Annotated in this window: 15 protein-coding genes; 7 read left to right on the top strand and 8 right to left on the bottom strand. The window is 71.7% G+C overall.

The genetic code is table 11. The features are described 5' to 3' along the window. Positions 1-26: 26 nt before the first annotated feature. Entirely contained in the window at positions 27-1820 is a 1794-nt protein-coding gene (locus ACZ466_RS30610) for an ABC transporter transmembrane domain-containing protein (RefSeq protein ID WP_378285220.1), read from the bottom strand. A gap of 489 nt (positions 1821-2309) precedes the next feature. Between ACZ466_RS30610 and ACZ466_RS30605 the strand changes: the two genes are divergently transcribed. From ACZ466_RS30605 to ACZ466_RS30590, 4 genes are all read left to right on the top strand, one after another. Then, on the top strand, positions 2310-3608 hold the full coding sequence (locus tag ACZ466_RS30605; protein ID WP_378285221.1) for a PP2C family protein-serine/threonine phosphatase: 1299 nt from the start codon (positions 2310-2312) through the stop codon (positions 3606-3608). A 432-nt stretch (positions 3609-4040) separates the two neighbouring features. After that, complete coding sequence (locus ACZ466_RS30600) at positions 4041-4730, top strand: succinate dehydrogenase cytochrome b subunit (RefSeq protein WP_378285222.1); 690 nt, start codon at positions 4041-4043, stop codon at positions 4728-4730. A 17-nt stretch (positions 4731-4747) separates the two neighbouring features. Next, positions 4748-6718, top strand: coding sequence for a fumarate reductase/succinate dehydrogenase flavoprotein subunit (locus ACZ466_RS30595; protein WP_378285241.1), 1971 nt, complete (start codon positions 4748-4750; stop codon positions 6716-6718). Then, positions 6718-7470, top strand: coding sequence for a succinate dehydrogenase/fumarate reductase iron-sulfur subunit (locus tag ACZ466_RS30590; protein WP_378285223.1), 753 nt, complete (start codon positions 6718-6720; stop codon positions 7468-7470). Before ACZ466_RS30595 ends, ACZ466_RS30590 begins: the two co-directional genes overlap by 1 nt. A gap of 118 nt (positions 7471-7588) precedes the next feature. Here the strand turns inward: ACZ466_RS30590 and ACZ466_RS30585 are convergent, their stop codons facing one another. From ACZ466_RS30585 to ACZ466_RS30555, 7 genes are all read right to left on the bottom strand, one after another. Further along, complete coding sequence (locus ACZ466_RS30585; protein WP_378285224.1) at positions 7589-8863, bottom strand: M14 family zinc carboxypeptidase; 1275 nt, start codon at positions 8861-8863, stop codon at positions 7589-7591. 103 nt (positions 8864-8966) lie between these two features. After that, on the bottom strand, positions 8967-9962 hold the full coding sequence (locus ACZ466_RS30580) for a LysR family transcriptional regulator (RefSeq protein ID WP_378285225.1): 996 nt from the start codon (positions 9960-9962) through the stop codon (positions 8967-8969). A gap of 110 nt (positions 9963-10072) precedes the next feature. Further along, positions 10073-10969: a Crp/Fnr family transcriptional regulator gene (locus ACZ466_RS30575; RefSeq protein WP_378285226.1), complete on the bottom strand. Its 897-nt coding sequence runs from the start codon at positions 10967-10969 to the stop codon at positions 10073-10075. Between the two features lie 444 nt (positions 10970-11413). Further along, positions 11414-12184 (bottom strand): succinate dehydrogenase/fumarate reductase iron-sulfur subunit, encoded by a 771-nt coding sequence (locus ACZ466_RS30570; RefSeq protein WP_378285227.1) that lies wholly within the window; start codon positions 12182-12184, stop codon positions 11414-11416. Continuing rightward, positions 12181-14145 carry a fumarate reductase/succinate dehydrogenase flavoprotein subunit gene (locus tag ACZ466_RS30565; RefSeq protein WP_378285228.1) on the bottom strand — a complete coding sequence of 655 codons (1965 nt, stop codon included), beginning with the start codon at positions 14143-14145 and terminating at the stop codon, positions 12181-12183. Before ACZ466_RS30565 ends, ACZ466_RS30570 begins: the two co-directional genes overlap by 4 nt. A gap of 15 nt (positions 14146-14160) precedes the next feature. Further along, entirely contained in the window at positions 14161-14964 is an 804-nt protein-coding gene (locus ACZ466_RS30560; RefSeq protein ID WP_378285229.1) for a hypothetical protein, read from the bottom strand. An 857-nt stretch (positions 14965-15821) separates the two neighbouring features. Continuing rightward, positions 15822-16358: an MDR/zinc-dependent alcohol dehydrogenase-like family protein gene (locus ACZ466_RS30555; protein ID WP_378285230.1), complete on the bottom strand. Its 537-nt coding sequence runs from the start codon at positions 16356-16358 to the stop codon at positions 15822-15824. A 155-nt stretch (positions 16359-16513) separates the two neighbouring features. Here ACZ466_RS30555 and ACZ466_RS30550 point away from each other — a divergent pair, with 155 nt between their 5' ends. Genes ACZ466_RS30550 through ACZ466_RS30540 form a run of 3 tightly spaced genes read left to right on the top strand, consistent with a single transcriptional unit; the run spans position 16514 to position 18814 of the window. Next, positions 16514-17080 (top strand): hypothetical protein, encoded by a 567-nt coding sequence (locus tag ACZ466_RS30550; protein ID WP_378285231.1) that lies wholly within the window; start codon positions 16514-16516, stop codon positions 17078-17080. A 7-nt stretch (positions 17081-17087) separates the two neighbouring features. After that, on the top strand, positions 17088-17648 hold the full coding sequence (locus ACZ466_RS30545) for an OmpA family protein (RefSeq protein WP_378285232.1): 561 nt from the start codon (positions 17088-17090) through the stop codon (positions 17646-17648). Positions 17649-17653: 5 nt separating this feature from the next. Continuing rightward, a complete protein-coding gene (locus tag ACZ466_RS30540; protein WP_378285233.1) occupies positions 17654-18814 on the top strand; it encodes an OmpA family protein in 1161 nt (386 codons plus the stop codon). The last annotated feature ends 13 nt before the right edge of the window (positions 18815-18827 follow it).

Raw genomic sequence — 18827 nt, 5'->3', positions numbered from 1 at the left:
GTGGATGCAGCGGTGTGTCGGTGGATTCAGTCGAGGACGACGGCCTCGGCCGCCCGGTCGCCGCCGCCGCCGTCCGGCTCGGCGCCGTTCGGCCCGGCGCCGCCGGCGCCGTCCTCCCGGGCGCCGCCGACGGTGCCGCCCGTCTCGCCGCGCGTGACGGTGGCGGCGTAGCGCGGCTCGGACGCCAGCAGGTCGCGGTGCGGGCCCTCCGCGGCGACCTTCCCGCGCTCGACGTAGACCACGTGGTCGGCGCGGTCCAGCACCAGCGGGCTGGTCGTGCACACCACCGTGGTGCGGCCCGCGCGGCCCGGCCCCAGCCGGTCGGCGATGCGCGCCTCGGTGTGCGCGTCCACCGCGCTGGTCGGCTCCACCAGGACCAGCACCTCCGGATCGGCGGCCAGCGCGCGGGCCAGCCGCAGCCGCTGCTGCTGCCCGCCGGAGAACTCCCGCCCGGCCTCGGCCACGTGGGCGTCCCGGCCCACCGCGGCGATCACGTCCTCGGCGGCGGCCGCCGCCAGCGCCCGGTCGAGCGCGCCGTCCGCGGTGCCGGGGGTGGTGAGGCTCTCGGCGAGCGGACCGGAGAACAGGCGGTCCTCGTTGACGGCGACCAGGATCCGCTCGCGGAGGTCGGCCAGCTCCGCCAGCGGCAGGCCGCCGTAGCTCACCTCGCCGTCGGCGTACCGGCCGAGCCGGTCGGCGATCGCCTGGGCGTCGCGCGGGTCGGCCGCGGCGATCGCGGTGAACCGGCCGGGCCGTACGACCAGGCCGGACGCCGCGTCCAGCAGCTCGCCGCCGGGCGCGGGACGGGCCGTGCCGTCCAGGGGCACCTCGGGCTCCAGGTCCAGCACCGCGACCACCCGCGCGGCCGCGACATGGGCCTTGGTCAGCTTGCCCGCCGCCTCGCCCACGGTCTTCAGCGGATGGATGAGGAACACCGCGTACCCGTAGAACGCCACCAGCTGGCCGGCGGTGATCGCCCCCTCCGCCGCGAACCGGGCGCCCGCCCAGGTCACCAGCGCGATCAGCAGGCCGGGCAGCAGGATCTCGGCGCCGCTCAGCTTCGACTCGGCGCGGGCCGTGGCCACGCCCGCCTCCCGCACCCGCTGCGACTCCGCCCGGTAGCGGTCGGCGAACAGCCGCTCGCCGCCGATGCCGCGCAGCACGCGCAGGCCCGCCACCAGGTCGGTGGCCCGGGTGTTGAGCTCGCCGACCAGCTCGCGGTGACGCTGCTCGCGCTCCCGGTACGGGCGCAGCAGCGGCGCCGCCACCACCAGGATCACCGGCACCCCGACCAGCACGATCAGGCCCAGCGGCGGCGAGGCGGCCAGCATGATCGCCGCCACCGCCACGATCGCCACCACGGCCCCGGTGCCGCGGGCCACGATGTCCATCGCGTCGCCCAGATGGGACACGTCCGCGACGCCGACGCTCACCACCTCCCCGGCGCTCAGCCGCTTGGGGAGGGTGGCGCCCAGCCGGGTCGCCTGCCGCGTCACGACCTGCACGGTCCGGTACGCGGCGGCCAGCCAGCTGAAGACCGCGAACCGGTGCCGGGCGACGCCGCTGGCCGCCTGCACGACGCCCAGCACCAGCAGGACGCCGGCCCACACCAGCAGGGCGCCGGTGTCCTTGGCGGTCACGCCCTGGTCGATGGCGCGGCCGATCGCGGCGGGCATCAGCGCCTGGCTGAGCATCCACACCACCCCGAGCGCGGCGCCGCCGGCCAGCGGGCGCGCCTGGGTACGTCCCAGCCACAGGAGGTAGCGCGCCGGCGATCGCCGGTCCGGCCTCCCGGGATCTTCGACCGGCAGCGTCTTCACGACGGAAGATTAAGCACGCTCGCGGCGGAACCTCGAACGATTTTTTGCGGGGGCCCCGGGCGGGGGTAAAGCGCCGGTCAGCGGCCCTTGAGGCGGACCTCACACACTCGGGACGGCCGTTCCCCTCGCAACGGACAGCCCGTAACGAGCCTGGGACCGTCCCGAAGCAACCCTTCAGCGGATTCGGACCCGATCCGGAGCAACCCCGAAACGCCTCTACAGCCCCTGTGCAGCGGGCCTTTCAGCGGGTTACGGGCCGGTGGGCGGGGCCGCCCGTTCCGTCCGGGAGCCTGGGGGGCGGCCCGCCGGTACGGTAGGGTCGGGTGAGTACGGAGCGTGCTCCTCCGCTCCTTGAGCCGGGATCCAGGCGGCTAGGCCGATGCCGCTGCCCCGGCGCGGTCCGGCCCAGGTCAACACGGCGCACCCGTGATCGCGACCGGGCGTCCGGCCGTTGCCTGTGCCGCCGCCCGCCGACAGTCCGGAAGCCTTGTGAGCACCGTCAGCCACCATTCGCACAATCCGCACGGCGCCCGACCGAACGGGCATGCCGGTCACGGCGCGCATCCGAACGCCGTCGCGCACGGATCGGAGGAACGGGTCGACCTGCTGCTGATCGACGACGATCCGTCGGACGTCTTCCTCGTCGAGCGGATGCTCGACGACAGCGGGCTGGAGATCAGCCTGTCCGTCGCCGACGGCCTGCCCGCGGCGCGGCGTCTGCTGACCCGCCGCACCCAGTGCATCATCGTCGACCTGTCGGCCCCCGAGGGCCGCGACCCGATCGAGGAGCTCCGGGAGGTCCTGTCGATCGCGCGGAACGCCGCGGTCGTGGTGCTGACCGGGCTCGACGACGTCCGCCCGGCCACCCGGCTGGGGGTGCGGGCGGTCGCCGCCGGCGCCGCCGACTACCTGGTCAAGCAGGAGGTGGACGGCCCGCTGCTGGCCCGGGCGATCCGCTACGCGATCGAGCGCAAGCGGGCCGAGGAGACCGAGCGCCGGCTGGTCGAGGCGCGGATCATGGGCCGGGAGAACGCCCGGCTGGAGCGCGGCCTGCTGCCGGTGCCGCTGATCGACGATCCGGGGCTGCGCCACCACACCCGGTACCGTCCGGGCCGCCGCCGGGCGCTGCTGGGGGGCGACTTCTACGACACGGTGCAGACCGAGGGCGGCGCGGTGCACCTGATGATCGGCGACGTGTGCGGGCACGGCCCGGACGAGGCGGCGCTGGGCGTCCAGCTGCGGATGGCGTGGCGGACGCTGGTGCTGGCCGGGCACACCGGCGAGCAGCTGCTGGGCACCCTGGACACCGTGCTCGGGCACGAGCGGCGCAGCGAGGAGATCTTCACCACGCTGTGCATGATCACGATCGCGCCGTCGCTGCGCACCGCGCGGATGCACCTGGCCGGTCATCCGGCGCCGCTGCTGTTCCGGCACAACGGCGCGGAGAGCGAGGTCGTGGCGCTGCCGGAGTACGCGCACGGGCCCGCGCTGGGCCTGGTGCCGAGCGCCGAGTGGCCGACCACCGAGATCGACCTGGGCGAGTCGTGGAGCCTGATGCTCTACACCGACGGGCTGATCGAGGGCCGCGTCGGCGACGGCGCCACCCGGCTGGGCACCGACGGGCTGGTGGAGCTGGCCCGCAAGGCCCGCGGCGCGGGCGCCGCGGGCCGGGGCCTGATCGACTCGCTCGTGACCGAGGTCGAGGACCTGAACGGCGACGCGCTCACCGACGACCTGGCGGTGCTGCTGCTGTCCCGCGACGACCCCGCACACTCCCCGGCGGAGTAACCTCGCCGCCACGGCAGGGTGACGCTGACCGACACGACGGGCACCCCTCGCCGCCGGCCGGGTGACGCTGACCGGCGCGGCGGTCACCGCTCGCCGCCACGGCAAGGTGACCGCCTGGCCACAGCAGAGTGACCATCGCCGCCAAGCAGGGTGACCGCCCGGCCATGCCAGGGTGACCGCTGCCGCCAGGGTGGGGTGACCGCCTGGCCACGCGGCGGCGTCGGTGCAGGCCGTGCGGCGTGGACGGGCCGCCGGCGGGCGGGGCCTGACCGGGCCGGTGGAGTTCCCTGATCGTGCTGTGAGGTCTCTCACCTTGGACGATGTAGCGGCATGCCCGAAATGCCCATGTCGCACCGTTCATAGCCCAGGGCTATCGAAACGAGTACGGCCATGACTTGGATCTCTTGAGCCGCCCGGTCGTACCGTGCGCTCGTGGCTACAGCGATACCTGCGATCTACCGGTCGACCGTCGGCAAGAAGGCGGTCATGGCCGTGAGCGGCGCCGTGCTGGTGCTGTTCCTGCTCGGGCACATGGCCGGGAACCTCAAGATCTTCTTTGGGGCCGAGGACTTCAACCACTACGCCCACTGGCTGCGCACGGTCGGCGAGCCCGCCGTCCCGCACCGCACCGTGCTGACGCTCACCGAGATCGTGCTGTTCGCCGCCGTCGTGCTGCACATGTGGTCGGCGGTGTCGCTGGCCCGCCGCGCCTCCAAGGCCCGGCCGGTGAAGTACCAGGCCAAGAAGAAGTCGCACGCGCAGGGCTACGCCACGCACACGATGCGGTTCGGCGGCCTCATCATCGCGCTCTTCGTGATCTGGCACCTGCTGGACATGACGTTCCTGGTGGTGAACCCCGGCGGCCGCGACGCCACCCCGTACGAGCGGGTCGTGGAGGGCTTCGACCCGTCCCGCTGGTACGTGACGCTCTTCTACGTGGTGGCGCTCGCGCTGGTCGGGCTGCACCTGCGGCACGGGATCTGGAGCGCGTTCCAGACCCTCGGGCTGCGCACCCCCCGCAACGAGCGCACGCTGCGCCTCCTGGCCGCGACGGTCGCCGTGCTGGTCACCGTCGGCTTCCTCGCCGTGCCCTTCGCCGTCACCTTCGGATGGGTGAGCTGATCATGAGCAAGCCGAACATGCCCGACGCCTCCCGCGCGACCGGCGGCCCCGTGGACGGCGGCTTCTACACGCCGGGCGCGCCGATCGCCGACGACCGCGCCCCGGCCGGGCCGGTCGAGGACCGCTGGACGACCCGCAAGTTCGAGGCCAAGCTGGTCAACCCGGCCAACAAGCGCAAGAAGAAGATCATCATCATCGGCACCGGGCTGGCCGGCGGCTCGGCCGGCGCCACGCTGGGCGAGGCCGGCTACCACGTCGTCCAGTTCTGCTTCCAGGACAGCCCGCGGCGCGCCCACTCGATCGCCGCGCAGGGCGGGATCAACGCCGCCAAGAACTACCGCAACGACGGCGACAGCGTGCACCGGCTGTTCTACGACACGGTGAAGGGCGGCGACTTCCGCGCCCGCGAGTCCAACGTGCACCGGCTGGCGGAGATCTCCACGCAGATCATCGACCAGTGCGTGGCGCAGGGCGTGCCGTTCGCCCGCGAGTACGGCGGCCTGCTGGACAACCGGTCGTTCGGCGGCACCCAGGTGTCCCGGACGTTCTACGCCCGCGGCCAGACGGGCCAGCAGCTGCTGCTCGGCGCGTACCAGGCGCTGATGCGGCAGGTGGACGCCGGGAACGTGGAGCTGTACGCGCGCCACGAGATGCTCGACCTGATCATGCAGGACGGGCGGGCCCGCGGCGTGGTCGTCCGCGACCTGATCACCGGCGAGGTCAAGCACCACACCGCCGACGCGGTGGTGCTGGCGTCCGGCGGCTACGGCAACGTGTACTTCCTCTCCACCAACGCGATGGGCTCGAACGTCACCGCGTCCTGGCGCGCCCACCGGCATGGTGCCTATTTCGCCAACCCCTGCTACACGCAGATCCACCCGACGTGCATCCCGGTCAGCGGCGACCACCAGTCCAAGCTGACGCTCATGTCGGAGTCGCTGCGCAACGACGGCCGGGTGTGGGTGCCGAAGCGAGGGGGCGACGAGCGCAGGCCGTCCGACGTCCCCGAGGACGAGCGCGACTACTACCTGGAGCGCATCTACCCCTCGTTCGGGAACCTGGTCCCCCGCGACATCGCCTCCCGCGCCGCCAAGAACGTGTGCGACGAGGGACGCGGCGTCGGCCCCGGCGGCCTGGGCGTCTACCTGGACTTCGCGGACGCGATCGAGCGGCTGGGCCGCAAGACCGTCGAGGCCAAGTACGGCAACCTCTTCGAGATGTACGAGCGGATCACGGGCGAGAACCCGTACGAGACGCCGATGCGCATCTACCCCGCCGTGCACTACACGATGGGCGGGCTGTGGGTGGACTACGACCTGCAGTCCAACATCCCCGGCCTGTTCGTGGTGGGCGAGGCCAACTTCTCCGACCACGGCGCCAACCGGCTCGGCGCGTCCGCGCTGATGCAGGGCCTGGCCGACGGCTACTTCGTGCTGCCGACGGGGCTGGGCGACTACATCGCCCGCAACGACCTCGGCCCGGTCTCGGAGGAGGCCGTCGCCGAGGCCGAGACCCGGGTCAGGGACCAGATCGAGCGGCTGCTGTCCATCGACGGGGACCGTTCCGTCGACTCCTTCCACCGCGAGCTCGGCCACATCATGTGGGAGTACTGCGGGATGGAGCGCACCGAGGAGGGCCTGCGCAAGGCGCTGGAGCTCATCCCCGCGCTGCGCGAGGAGTTCTGGACGCGGGTGAAGGTCACCGGCGGCGGCCAGGAGCTCAACCAGCAACTGGAGAAGGCGGGCCGGGTGGCCGACTTCCTGGAGCTGGGCGAGCTGATGGTCATCGACGCGCTGCACCGCTCCGAGTCGTGCGGCGGCCACTTCCGGGCCGAGAGCCAGGACGAGGACGGCGAGGCCAAGCGGGACGACGAGAACTTCTCCTACGTCGCCGCCTGGGAATGGGCCGGCGCGGGCGGGCAGCCCGTCCTCCACAAGGAGGCCCTCGAGTTCGAATACGTCAAGCCGAGCCAGAGGTCGTACAAGTGATGAAGCTGACACTGCGCGTCTGGCGCCAGAAGGGCCCCGAGGACAAGGGCCGGATGGTCGAGTACAAGCTCGGCGACATCTCCCCCGACGCCTCGTTCCTGGAGATGCTGGACGTCCTGAACGAGAAGCTGATCGCCGAGGGCGAGGAGCCGGTCGCCTTCGACCACGACTGCCGCGAGGGCATCTGCGGCATGTGCTCGCTGGTCATCAACGGGACGCCGCACGGCCCCGAGCGCAACACCACGACCTGCCAGCTGCACATGCGCAAGTTCAAGGACGGCGAGGTCATCGACGTCGAGCCGTGGCGGGCCAAGGCGTTCCCGGTGGTCAAGGACCTGGTCGTGGACCGCTCGGCGTTCGACCGGATCATCAAGTCCGGCGGTTTCATCTCCGCCCCGACCGGCACCGCGCCCGAGGCGCACTCGGTGCCGGTGCCCAAGCCGGACGCGGACCGGGCGTTCGAGGCGGCCGAGTGCATCGGCTGCGGCGCGTGCGTGGCGGCGTGCCCGAACGGCTCGGCGGCGCTGTTCCTCGGCGCGAAGGTCACCCACCTGGGGCTCATGCCGCAGGGCCAGCCGGAGCGCTGGGACCGCGTCGTCGACATGCTGGACACCCACGACGACGAGGGCTTCGGCGGTTGCACCAACACCGGCGAGTGCACCGTGGCGTGCCCGAAGGGCATCCCGCTGGACGTCATCGGCCGGCTCAACAACGACTACCTCAAGGCCAGCGCCGGAGGCCGCAAGAAGTAGGCCGGACGGCTGGCTGCGCGCAGTAGCCGGACTGCTGCGCGACAGAGGTGGTCGCCTCAGACGAGGCGCCCTGGGCTGGGGTGGCCCAGGGCGCCTTCTCCATTTCCCGGGGTGTGCGTCAGCGTTCCTCTAGCTCGCGCAGGGCGCGGGCGGCCGCGTCCTCCGCGGTGCCCGGGAGCTGCTCGAAGCTGTCCGGGTCGATGCCGCGCACCTTGCCCGTGGCGAGGTCGTTCAGCATGTTCATCAGCCCGCCGGTCACCGCGTTGATGAACCGCTCGGACTGGTGGTGGCCCATGCTCTGGGTCTGGCCGCGCACCTCGAACAGGACCGTGCCGGTGCCGTTCAGGCCGAAGGAGGAACGCGCCTGGCCGGGCAGGTCGCGCGTGGGCGCGTGCGGGTAGCGGGCCGCGATGTAGCCGTCGCCCTCGATTCCACGGAACGCGCTGATGGCGAGCTGCTTGGAGAAGTCCTTGGGGTAGGTCTTGGCGTACGGGGCGTACTTGCCGCCGGGCTGGAAGAACACGTCCGGGAGGGGCGGGTAGTCGACGGCGACGTCCAGCAGCCGGTTCTGGGCGTCCTCTCTAACGCAGGCCCCCTGGTGGTGGAGGTCCACGTAGACGTCCACCTTGCCGTGGCGCGCGCGCAGGCGTTTGTAGATGTCGCGCAGCGTCTGGGACTCGGCGTTGAGGAACCAGCCGAAGCTCGACGACTGCCCTGGGACGTCCTCGGGCTTGGGCTTGTAGTTCAGGTCCACGTTGAAGTCGCGGTTGAGGTCGAACCCGGGACGCCGGGTGTAGTCGTCGCCCTGCTGCGTCCCGTTGAGGTAGTTCCAGGCCGGTGGACGGCCCGCGAGCTGCGGGAACTCTCGCTGCACCTCGTCCCAGGAGTGGTCGTTGCCGCGCCGGTCGAGTTCGGCCCCGTCCGGGTTGATCTTCGGTACGGCGACGAACGTGATCTCGCGGCGCAGCCGCTTCGCCTCCGGCGAGCCGGAGGTGCCCAGCCACGCGAGGATCCGCAGCAGCGAGCTGGTGCCGGTCTTCTCGTTGCCGTGGATCTCGCTGTTGACCAGGAAGACCTTCTTCCCGGTGCCGACCGTGGCGGTGTAGATGGACCGGCCGCGGGTGGACTTCCCGGCGACGCGCACGTCCACCTTGCCGTGGCTCGCGCGCTCGATCCGCGCCAGCTCCCTGCGCATCTCGTCGTAGTCGATGAACTTCCAGGTCGGGAGGTCGCGCGGCTCGTCGCTGCACTCCTGCGGCGGGGCGGACGGAGCCGGGGCGGGGACGGGGGCGGGCGCGGGGGCGGCGAGGGCGGGCGGCGCGGCCAGCCCGAGGGCGAGCGGGGCGATCAGGAGCGCGGCGGCGCGGCGGGGGGACGGAGGGAGCGAGCGCATGGGATCTCCGGGGGCTAAAGATCAACGTGCCCCGGAATCTAGACGCGCGAACGACCCCGCGGGTCCCCCGAATCCGCCGAGACCGGACCGCCGAGATCGGTGATCATTGGTCTTGACGGCCCGCCGAGGCCGTGATCGGGCCGATCGCCTCCACGCCCGCGGGCAGGCTGCCGCCCAGCGCCGCCTCGACCAGATAGGTCTCCAGCGTCGCCTGGAACGCGCGCGCGGCGTGCGTCGGCTCGACGTCCTTGCGGCGGGCCAGCGCGATCGTCCGCTGCAGGCCCGGTCCGTCGTGCTCCTGGTGGGCGCGGTCGTCGGCGAGGACCAGGGGCGTGCCGCGCAGGCCGGGACGTCCCGCGAGCACCATCGACGGCACGACCGCGATGCCCAGCCCCGCCTCGACGAACCGCAGCACCGCGTCCATCTCCCCGCCCTCGACCGCGAACCGCGGCTCGAACCCCGCCGCGCGGCACGCCCCGATCGTCGCCTCGCGCAGGTCGTACCCGGAGCGGAACATCACCAGCGGCCGGTTCCGCAGATCCTCGATCCGCAGGTAGGGGCGCCGCGGCGGCCGGCCGGGCTCCGCCGGGGACGCCACCACCAGGTTCTCGCGCAGTATCGGGGTGGTCTCCAGCGGCGGATCGCCGTGCAGCGGCAGGATCACCAGCGCCAGGTCCAGGAGCCCGCGGGTCAGGTCGCGCACCAGGTCCCGCGACCCGCCCTCCTCGACGATCAGCCGGATGCCCGGGTAGGTGTCGTGGAAGCGGCGCAGCACGTCGCCCAGCAGGCCCGCGCACAGCGACGGCGTGGCGCCCAGCCGCACCCGTCCCCGGCGCAGCCCGGCCAGCTCCTGAACCTCCAGCCGGGCCGTGTCGACGTCGGCCAGGATCCGCTTGGCCAGCGGCAGCAGCGCCTCGCCCGCCGGGGTCAGCGTGATGTTCCCGCGCGCCCGGCTGAACAGCGACGCGCCCAGCTCAGCCTCCAGCGCGCGGATCTGCTTGGACAGCGAAGGCTGCGCCACATGCAGGATCTCCGCCGCCTGGGTGAAGTGCCGGACCTCCGCGACCGCGACGAAGTAGGCGAGCTGCTGTAACTGCATCCTGCACAGGGTACGACCCGCCAGGTCAGCGCCTCATGACCGGCCCCACCCCCTCGCGCTCGGAGGGCACGTCCGCATGCGACGCCCGCGAGGTGTGCCGCTTCGGGGGGTCAGCGGGCGTGGCGGCGGAGGGCCTGGAGGTCGTGCACGATCACGCGGCGGCGGCCCGTCTCGATCCAGCCGTGCCGGCGCAGCGTGCCGAGCGCCTTGCTGACCGCCTCGCGGGACGCGCCGACCCAGCCCGCTAGCTCCTCCTGGGACAGGTGGAGGGTGATCTGGACGCTGCTGCCCTCGTCCGGCCGCGCGGGCTCGCTGGGGAGTCCAGGATGCCCCGGCCGGGCCGGGCCGCCCGGGCCGCGGGCGCCCGGAGTGCGCGGGCCCGGAACCCGGCCCGCCGGTCCCGTCCCACCGGGCCCGGTGGGTGCGGTGGGACGCGGCGCGGGCCCGCCGGGGCGAGCACCGGAGTCGTCGGGACGCGGACCCGTGCCGTTGCGGCCGCGGCGGCCCTCCGGCTCGTAGGGCTCGCCGAACCGCTCCGCCAGCTCCACCAGCCGCTGCGCCACCCGCCCGGTCGCGTCGAACATGCCGAACTCGACCCGGCGCCGGTCGGCGTCCCGCCACCGCCGGCACAGCATCTTCATGATCAGGATGGACACCCGGCCGTGCGCGCCGAGGAAGGACATGAACTCCTCCTCGGTCAGCGCCAGCACCCGGGCCGGTTCCAGGGTGGCGACCGTCGCCGAGCGCGGCAGCCCGTCGATCGCCGCCACCTCGCCCAGCAGCGCGCCGGGGCCGCGCACGTCCAGCAGCGCCTCGCCGCCGTGCTCGCGGTCGGAGTACGCCTTGACCCGGCCGGCGAACAGCACCGCCACCCAGGTCGACCATTCGCCCTCGCGGAAGAGCACCGCGCCGCGCTCCAGGTCGCGGAACCGGCCGCGCGACTGGAGATCGGCGCGTTCGTCGGGGGTGAGCTCGGCAAGAAACGAGCCAGGCTCCAGGGGGGTCATGGAACCACGCTAAACGAGAGCCGCCATGCCGTGACGGGGAGGGGAATCACGAAAGCATCACGCGTTGTGTGAACTTCTCCCTATTCACGCGGGACGCCTTGAACGACAGTGGATCCCGGCGTGTGCGGCCGCAGGGCCGCCCCCTGGGGCTACGGCGTTCATGGGGAACGGCGGTTCGGCGGGCGGCGGCGACGGGGGCACGCCGCCCGCCGGCACCACTTCCATGGCCTCCGGCGACGGGGTCCGTGAGCGTCATCCGAGTGCCGCCGAACGAAACAGAACTCTCACGTCTGAGATAGCCCGCACGGATCAATTCACCACCACTCACGGCACATCCGATCCGTCCCACCATCGCACGGCGCACCGAAGAATTCGGGCGTGGAATGCGAACGCCCCCTGCCCGTCCGGCGAGACCGGGCAGAGGGCGAACAGCGGAGTCCGGAATCAGGCGGACGGGGTGTCCTGGCCCTTCTTCACGATGCCGAGCTTGGACCCGAGCCACACCACCGGGTCGTACTTGCGGCCGACGACCCGCTCCTTCATCGGGATCAGCGCATTGTCGGTGATCTTGATGTGCTCGGGGCAGACCTCGGTGCAGCACTTGGTGATGTTGCAGAAACCCAGCCCGTGGTCGTCCTGCGCGATGTTGCGCCGGTCCGACTCGTCCGCCGGGTGCATCTCCAGCTCCGCGATCCGCATCAGGAACCGCGGCCCGGCGAACTGCTCCTTGTTCTCCTCGTGGTCACGGATGACGTGGCACACGTTGTTGCACAGGAAGCACTCGATGCACTTGCGGAACTCCTGCGAGCGCTCGACGTCGACCTGCTGCATCCGGAACTCGCCCGGCTTGGTGTCGCCCGGGTCGAACGACGGGATCTCCCGCGCCTTCTGGTAGTTGAACGACACGTCCGTGACCAGGTCGCGGATCACCGGGAAGGTGCGGACCGGGGTCACGGTGATCGTCTCGTCCGCCTCGAACGTCGACATCCGCGTCATGCACATCAGCCGCGGCATGCCGTTCACCTCGGCGGAACAGGAGCCGCACTTGCCGGCCTTGCAGTTCCACCGGACGGCCAGGTCGGGCGCCTGCGTGGCCTGCAGCCGGTGGATGATGTCGAGGACGACCTCGCCCTCGTTCACCTCCACCGTGTAGTCGACCAGCTCGCCCTCGCCCTCGTCGCCGCGCCAGACCCGGAACTTGGCGTCGTAGCTCATCGGTCACTCTCCTCGGTCTCGGCGCCTGCGGCGGCGGCCTCGTCGTCGACCGTGCCGGCGGGCAGTTCGTCCGCGGTCAGGTACTTCTTCAGCTCGTCGGTCTCGAACAGGCCGATCAGGTCGTCGCGCATCGGCTCCATCGGCTGCCGCTTCAGCTCCACCCGCGGCGCGTCGGGGTCGCCCGCCAGCCGGCAGATCAGGTTGACCTTCCGCCACTCCGGCGACATCGCCGGGTGGTCGTCCCGGGTGTGACCGCCGCGGCTCTCCTGCCGCTCCAGCGCCGCCCGCGCGATCGCCTCGGACACCAGCAGCATGTTGCGCAGGTCCAGGGCCAGGTGCCAGCCCGGGTGGTAGCCGCGGCCGTCGTGCACCCCGACCGGGTCCACGCTGACGTTGGCGACCCGGTCGCGCAGCTTCTCCAGGGCCTCCAGCGCCTGCTTGAGCTCCCCCTCCTTGCGGATGATGCCGACCAGGTCGTTCATCGTCGTCTGGAGCTCGGCGTGCACCGCGTACGGGTTCTCGCCGCCCTCCCGCTCGAACGGCGCCAGCGCCTCGGCGGTGGCCGCCTCGACCTCCTCGTCCGGGACGGCCGGACGCGCCTCCAGCGCGTCCACGTACTCGGCCGCGCCCAGCCCGGCCCGCCGCCCGAACACCAGCAGGTCGGTCAGCGAGTTGCCGCCCAGCCGGTTGGAGCCGTGCATGCCGCCCGAGCACTCCCCGGCGGCGAACAGGCCCGGCACCAGCGCCGCGCCCGTGTCCGGGTCGACCTCCACCCCGCCCATCACGTAGTGGCAGGTCGGGCCGACCTCCATCGGCTCCTTGGTGATGTCGACGTCCGCCAGCTCCTTGAACTGGTGGTGCATCGCGGGCAGCCGCCGCTTGATCTCCTCCGCGCCGCCCGGCATCCGGTCCACGACCGTGAGGTAGACGCCGCCGGCCGGTGACCCGCGGCCCGCCTTCACCTCCGAGTTGATCGCCCGCGCCACCTCGTCACGGGGCAGCAGCTCGGGCGGGCGCCGGTTGTTGTCGGGGTCGTCGTACCAACGGTCGCCCTCCTCCTCGGAGGTGGCGTACTGCGCCTTGAAGACCTCGGGGATGTACTCGAACATGAACCGCTTGCCGTCGGAATTCTTCAGGACCCCGCGGTCGCCGCGGACCGACTCGGTCACCAGGATGCCCTTGACCGACGGCGGCCAGACCATCCCGGTCGGGTGGAACTGGACGAACTCCATGTTCAGCAGCGTCCCGCCGGCCAGCAGCGCCAGCGCGTGCCCGTCGCCGGTGTACTCCCACGAGTTGGAGGTGACCTTGAACGCCTTGCCGATGCCGCCGGTCGCCAGCACCACCGCCGGCGTCTCGAACACCACGAACTTCCCGGTCTCCCGGACGTAGGCGAACGCCCCGCAGACCTTGCCGGAGGCGTCCAGCAGCAACCGGGTCACGGTCGTCTCCGCCCACACCTTGATCCGCGACTCGTAGTCGCCGGTCTCGGCGTGGTCCTCCTGCTGCAGCGCGACGATCTTCTGCTGGGTCGTGCGGATCAGCTCCAGGCCGGTGCGGTCGCCGACGTGCGCCAGCCGCGGGTACTCGTGCCCGCCGAAGTTCCGCTGGCTGATCTTGCCGTCCTTGGTGCGGTCGAACAGTGCGCCCCAGTGCTCCAGCTCCCAGACCCGGTCCGGGGCCTCCTTGGCGTGCAGCTCGGCCATCCGCCAGTTGTTGAGGAACTTGCCCCCGCGCATCGTGTCGCGGAAGTGCACCTGCCAGTTGTCGTTGGGGTTGACGTTCCCCATCGCCGCGGCGGCGCCGCCCTCGGCCATCACCGTGTGCGCCTTGCCGAACAGCGACTTGGAGATGATCGCGGTCTTCTTGCCCTGGAGCCGCGCCTCGATCGCGGCGCGCAGCCCGGCGCCGCCCGCGCCGATCACCACGACGTCGTACGAGTGCCTCTCGATCTCAGTCATGATCTACAGGCCCCCTCAGTTGAAGATTCGCAGGTCGGAGATGGTGCCGCTGGCCACGAGCATCACGTAGAAGTCGGCCAGCACCAGCGAGCCGAGCGTGATGAGGGCGTACTGCCCGTGCTTCTCGTTCAGCTTGGAGACCACGCCCCACGCCCAGTACCGGACCGGGTGCTTGGAGAAGTTCTTCAGCCGCCCGCCGACGATGTGCCGGCACGAGTGGCACGACAGCGTGTAGGCCCACAGCAGGATCACGTTGGCGGTGAGGATCAGGCTGCCCAGCCCGATGCCGAACCCGCCGTCCTTGCCGTGGTAGGCGAGGATCGCGTCATAGGTGTTGATCAGCGAGATGGCCGCGGCGGCCAGCCAGAAGTACCGGTGCAGGTTCTGCCCGATCAGCGGGAAGCGGCGCTCACCGCTGTACTTCTTGTGCGGCTCCTGCACGGCGCACGCCGGCGGCGACGCCCAGTACGAGCGGTAGTACGCCTTCCGGTAGTAGTAGCAGGTCAGCCGGAACAGCAGCAGGAACGGCAGGGACAGCGCCGCGAACGGGATCCACCCCTTGGTCTCGGCCGGGAGGAACGTCCCGAACTCCGCCGCGTCACCGCAGATCTCGTTGAGACAGGGCGAGTAGAACGGGGTCAGGTAGTGATACTCCGGGACGTAGAAGGCCGCACCCCAGAACGCGCGCACCGTCGCGTACACCACCCACGCAGTGAAGATCACCAGCGTGGTGATGGGATACAGCCGCCAGTTGTCCTTGCGGAGCGTACGTTCCTTGATCTGGGCGCGCGCTTTGGCCGGCGCCTCCACAGTGCTCATCGTTCGCTCTCCTGAGCTCGGGTCGGGTCCCCGTACCACGGTCGAACGCACATCCGCCGCCGTCGCGCCCCCACTGCGCCGCGGTCGCACGCAGGCAGTGACACCTCGTGTGCGTTTCCAGCGAAGCGACCTTACGCCACTCGACTGGAGCTGTGACATACATAACAGGCAGGCCATCATGTGAGCCTGACCACAGGCTATGCCTTCCGGGAACTTACCGCCCAATCCCCGGTCCTCATAACCAGTGGCTATGGCCGAGCGGAATGGAAACGAGCGCCAAAGGGCATGAACCCGATCCGCCGCCCCCTTCTTAGAACGCCCCGCCCCCGCCAACACGAGCCCTCACGAACTCCCCCGCCATTGCGCGCGCCTTCCCCCACCAGAAGAAGCCCGACCGCACACCCACTCCCCCAGGCGGAAGCCCACCCTCAGAACACGCGCCCCGCCCCAACGCACCAGACGCGGGCCCCACCCACCAGACACGGCGAACCCGCCCGCCAGACGCGGCCGTCCCCGCAGCCGCGGATCTCCCGATCGGGACGCGGCGAACCGCCCCAACAGCCGCAGCAACCCGTCCCACCGGACGCGGCGAACTGCAGCGGACCGTCTTGGCAGACACGGCGAACCGTCCTGGCGGCCGCAGCGGACGATCCCGGTAGCTGCGGGTACGTCTCCCAGCGGACGCGGCGAACCGTCCCTGAACGTGGCCCCCGACGGGTGCGGCAGAACCGTCTAGTCGGACTCGCGGGTGATTGTCCCCGGCGACGGCAGAACCCGCTCAGGGCGCCGCAACGTTCACACCTGCGAACGCAACCTCCTCATCCCGCCCGGCGCCTTCGGGTGATGGCGGACGGAGGTCAGCGCCCCAGGGTCCGGGCCAGGTGTGCCTCCGCCTCGCTGGTGCGGCCGTTGCCGTAGATGCGGAGGACCTCGGCCAGTTCCGGATAGGAGACGTCGATCATGCTGGCGGCGTGCTCGATCTCGTTCGCGGACGCGACCGTGCGCAGGAGCGACTGGAGCGCCCGCACCGGCGACTCCGCCGGAACGCGCTCCGTCGCCGCCCGGACCCCCGACGTCGTGCTCGCCGACTCGCCGCGGATGCGCCGGAGGCGTTCCTTCACCTCCGCGGCCGGCAGCGCGTCGAAGCCGGGGTCGGCGGCGAACTCCTCGGCCAGGCCGAGCCGGTGCAGCACGACCGGGTTGCTGATCTTCGCCCGCTGCCCGGACATCAACTGGGAGAGCATCGGCGGCGACAGGCCCAGCACGCCGGCCAGCCCCGACTGCGAGAGTTCCAGACGGTCCAGCAGCCGCCGGAAGCGGTCGCCGAGCGGTTCGCCGTACCACTCCGTCTGCAGCGCCCGGTTCCTCGCCACGGTGTCCTCGGCGACGCCCACGCCAACCCCCTTGACTCTTCACACTTGCAAATAGTACCTTCTCAGATGCACAAGGCACCGACCCGCCTCACCTCATGGTGCCACGGCGAACGCAGTTTGCACATGTGACGGCACGACCCGACGGGGGTCGCGATCGCGAAGGAGGAACGACGCGCATGGACATCAGGCACCACACGGCGGCGATCGCGGCTGTGACCGCGCTGCTGGCCGGCTGCTCGTCCCTGCCCGGGGGCGGGGAGCCCGCCGAGAGATCGGACGGCGCCGCACGGGAGGGCACCGACGTGCCCGCGGGCAGACCCGGTGTCGACACCACGGGCCGGCCGGTGGTCGGCGCCACCTTCGACACCCCCATCGCCAACGGCGCCAAGATCGACATCGCCGTCATGGGACTGCAGGTCAGGGGAAAACTGGCCACGCTCACCGTGCGGCTCACGCCGCACGTCCCGGCCGACCACTCCGACCAGGGGCCCAGCCCCTACGCCCTCAACGGCAGGCACGCCATCGGCGCCTCACTGCTCGACCCGGTCAACCTCAAGCGGTACGTGGTCGTGCGGGACTCCAGCGGCAAGGCACTGCAGACCGACGACATCTTCACCGACATCCGCAACAACCAGCCCGGCCTGCTGACCTACACCTTCGCCGCGCCCCCGGAGAACGTGAAGGCGCTGGACGTCCAGTACGGCTCGTGGCCGCTGTTCCGCAACGTCCCGGTCGGACGGTGACCGCCCCATGCGCCGCCCGATCATCATCACCGCCGCCCTCGGCCTCGTCCTGGGCGTCCCGGGTGTGGCGGGAGCCGATCCCGACGTCCCCGACTCCAGGATCGACGAGTCCGTCCGGCCGCTCCACACCGCACGGTACGTCCACGACATCGACCCGGCGAAGTTCGTCCAGCCCCTGGAGTCGGAGGAGACCAGCGGCGGTCAGGTGACCGTCCGCATCTCCGCCGACGTGCTGTTCGACTTCGACCAGGCGACGCTGACCGGTGCCGCCCGTGACCGGATCGCCCGGCTCGCGCCACGGCTGCGCGGGTCCACCGGCACCATCGAGGTCTCGGGCCACTCCGACGGGCTCGGCGAGCCCGGCTACAACCAGGCCCTCTCCGCCCGGCGGGCCGAGGCGGTCAAGGCCGAACTGGCCCGCGTCCTGGGCGGGACGTCCGCGTCCCGCATCCAGGCCAAGGGCCTCGGCGAGACCAGACCCGTCGCGCCCAACGAGAAGGGCGGCAAGGACGACCCCGAGGGCCGCGCGAAGAACCGCCGCGTCGAGATCACCTTCCAGAAGGGCTGACGCCCATGGGACATCCGCTCAAGGGAAGGCCCCTCGCCACGACCTCTCTGATCGCGCTGCTCGGGGCCTTCATCCTGCTCGCCTCCGCCTGCGGCGGGCCCGCACAGGCACCCGCCGAACCCCCCGCCTCCGCGTCCCGCGCCGCGCCGCCGTCCTCCCCTGCCGCTCCGGAGCCCGCCTCCTGCCCGAACGGCCCGCTGATCAAGGCCGTGGAGATCCCGGCCGTGCACGCCGACCCGGTACGGATCCCCGAGGCCACGATCGGCGGCGCGAAGATCCCCGCCGTGGCCGTTCCCGGGGTGGACATCCCGGTCCAGCGCGTCCCCGCTCAGTGCGTCGACATCAGACCCGCCCCCGGCGGCTGCCTCAGCGCCGTCTCCATCCCCGGCACCCGCGTCCCCGGCGTCAGCATCCCCGGCGTGGAGCTCCCCGGTATCGACGCAGGCGGCATCAAGGCCGACCCGATCCGGGTCAATGCCGTCACCTCGCCCGCGGTCGGAGTCGACGGCGTCCGGGTCGACGAGGTATGCCAGCTCAGACCGTCCCAGGAGGGCGAGTACGTCTCGTCGGCCTACCGGAGCTCCGCCTACCGCTCGTCGGTGTACCGCGGCTCGGCCTACCGGGGCTCCGCCTTCCGCGCCCGGCTCTGCAACAGCGCCGGCGAGTGCATCCCGTCCGTGACCGTGCCGGCGGTGAGCGCGCCCGCGGTGAGCATCCCGGCCGTGAGCGTCCCCTCCGCGTCCCTCAAGGCCTACACGGCCGGAAGGAGTCAGGTCTTCCGGGGCGACGGCTCGATCGCCTACAACATCGAGGCCGATGTCCTGTTCGACTTCGGCCGCGCCGACATCAGACCCGAGGCCGCCGCCGAGCTACGGAAGATCGCCGACTCTATCGACCGCGACGTGCCCTCCGGCGCCTCCGTGCAGGTCGACGGCCACACCGACGCCAAAGGCGATCCGGTCTCCAACCGGCGGCTGTCCGAACAACGCGCCCGGGCCATCCTCGACTGGCTAACCACCGAGGGTGGCATCGACCGCGCCCGACTCAAGGCCACCGGCTACGGCAAGACCAAGCCCGTCGCCGCCAACACGACCCCCGACGGCGCCGACGACCCGCAAGGCCGCGCGAAGAACCGCCGCGTGGTCATCTCCGCCAAACGAACCTGACCCAACAGCCCCG

This window comes from Actinomadura rugatobispora (assembly GCF_055379765.1).
This window is presented reverse-complemented; position numbering and strand designations above follow the sequence as displayed.

Coding starts and splice junctions, on each gene's coding strand:
- ACZ466_RS30595 (WP_378285241.1), top strand. CDS start 4,748: ATGCCCGACGCCTCCCGCGCGACCGGCGGCCCCGTGGACGGCGGCTTC.
- ACZ466_RS30590 (WP_378285223.1), top strand. CDS start 6,718: ATGAAGCTGACACTGCGCGTCTGGCGCCAGAAGGGCCCCGAGGACAAG.
- ACZ466_RS30585 (WP_378285224.1), bottom strand. CDS start 8,863: ATGCGCTCGCTCCCTCCGTCCCCCCGCCGCGCCGCCGCGCTCCTGATC.
- ACZ466_RS30580 (WP_378285225.1), bottom strand. CDS start 9,962: ATGCAGTTACAGCAGCTCGCCTACTTCGTCGCGGTCGCGGAGGTCCGG.
- ACZ466_RS30575 (WP_378285226.1), bottom strand. CDS start 10,969: ATGACCCCCCTGGAGCCTGGCTCGTTTCTTGCCGAGCTCACCCCCGAC.
- ACZ466_RS30570 (WP_378285227.1), bottom strand. CDS start 12,184: ATGAGCTACGACGCCAAGTTCCGGGTCTGGCGCGGCGACGAGGGCGAG.
- ACZ466_RS30565 (WP_378285228.1), bottom strand. CDS start 14,145: ATGACTGAGATCGAGAGGCACTCGTACGACGTCGTGGTGATCGGCGCG.
- ACZ466_RS30560 (WP_378285229.1), bottom strand. CDS start 14,964: ATGAGCACTGTGGAGGCGCCGGCCAAAGCGCGCGCCCAGATCAAGGAA.
- ACZ466_RS30550 (WP_378285231.1), top strand. CDS start 16,514: ATGGACATCAGGCACCACACGGCGGCGATCGCGGCTGTGACCGCGCTG.
- ACZ466_RS30545 (WP_378285232.1), top strand. CDS start 17,088: ATGCGCCGCCCGATCATCATCACCGCCGCCCTCGGCCTCGTCCTGGGC.
- ACZ466_RS30540 (WP_378285233.1), top strand. CDS start 17,654: ATGGGACATCCGCTCAAGGGAAGGCCCCTCGCCACGACCTCTCTGATC.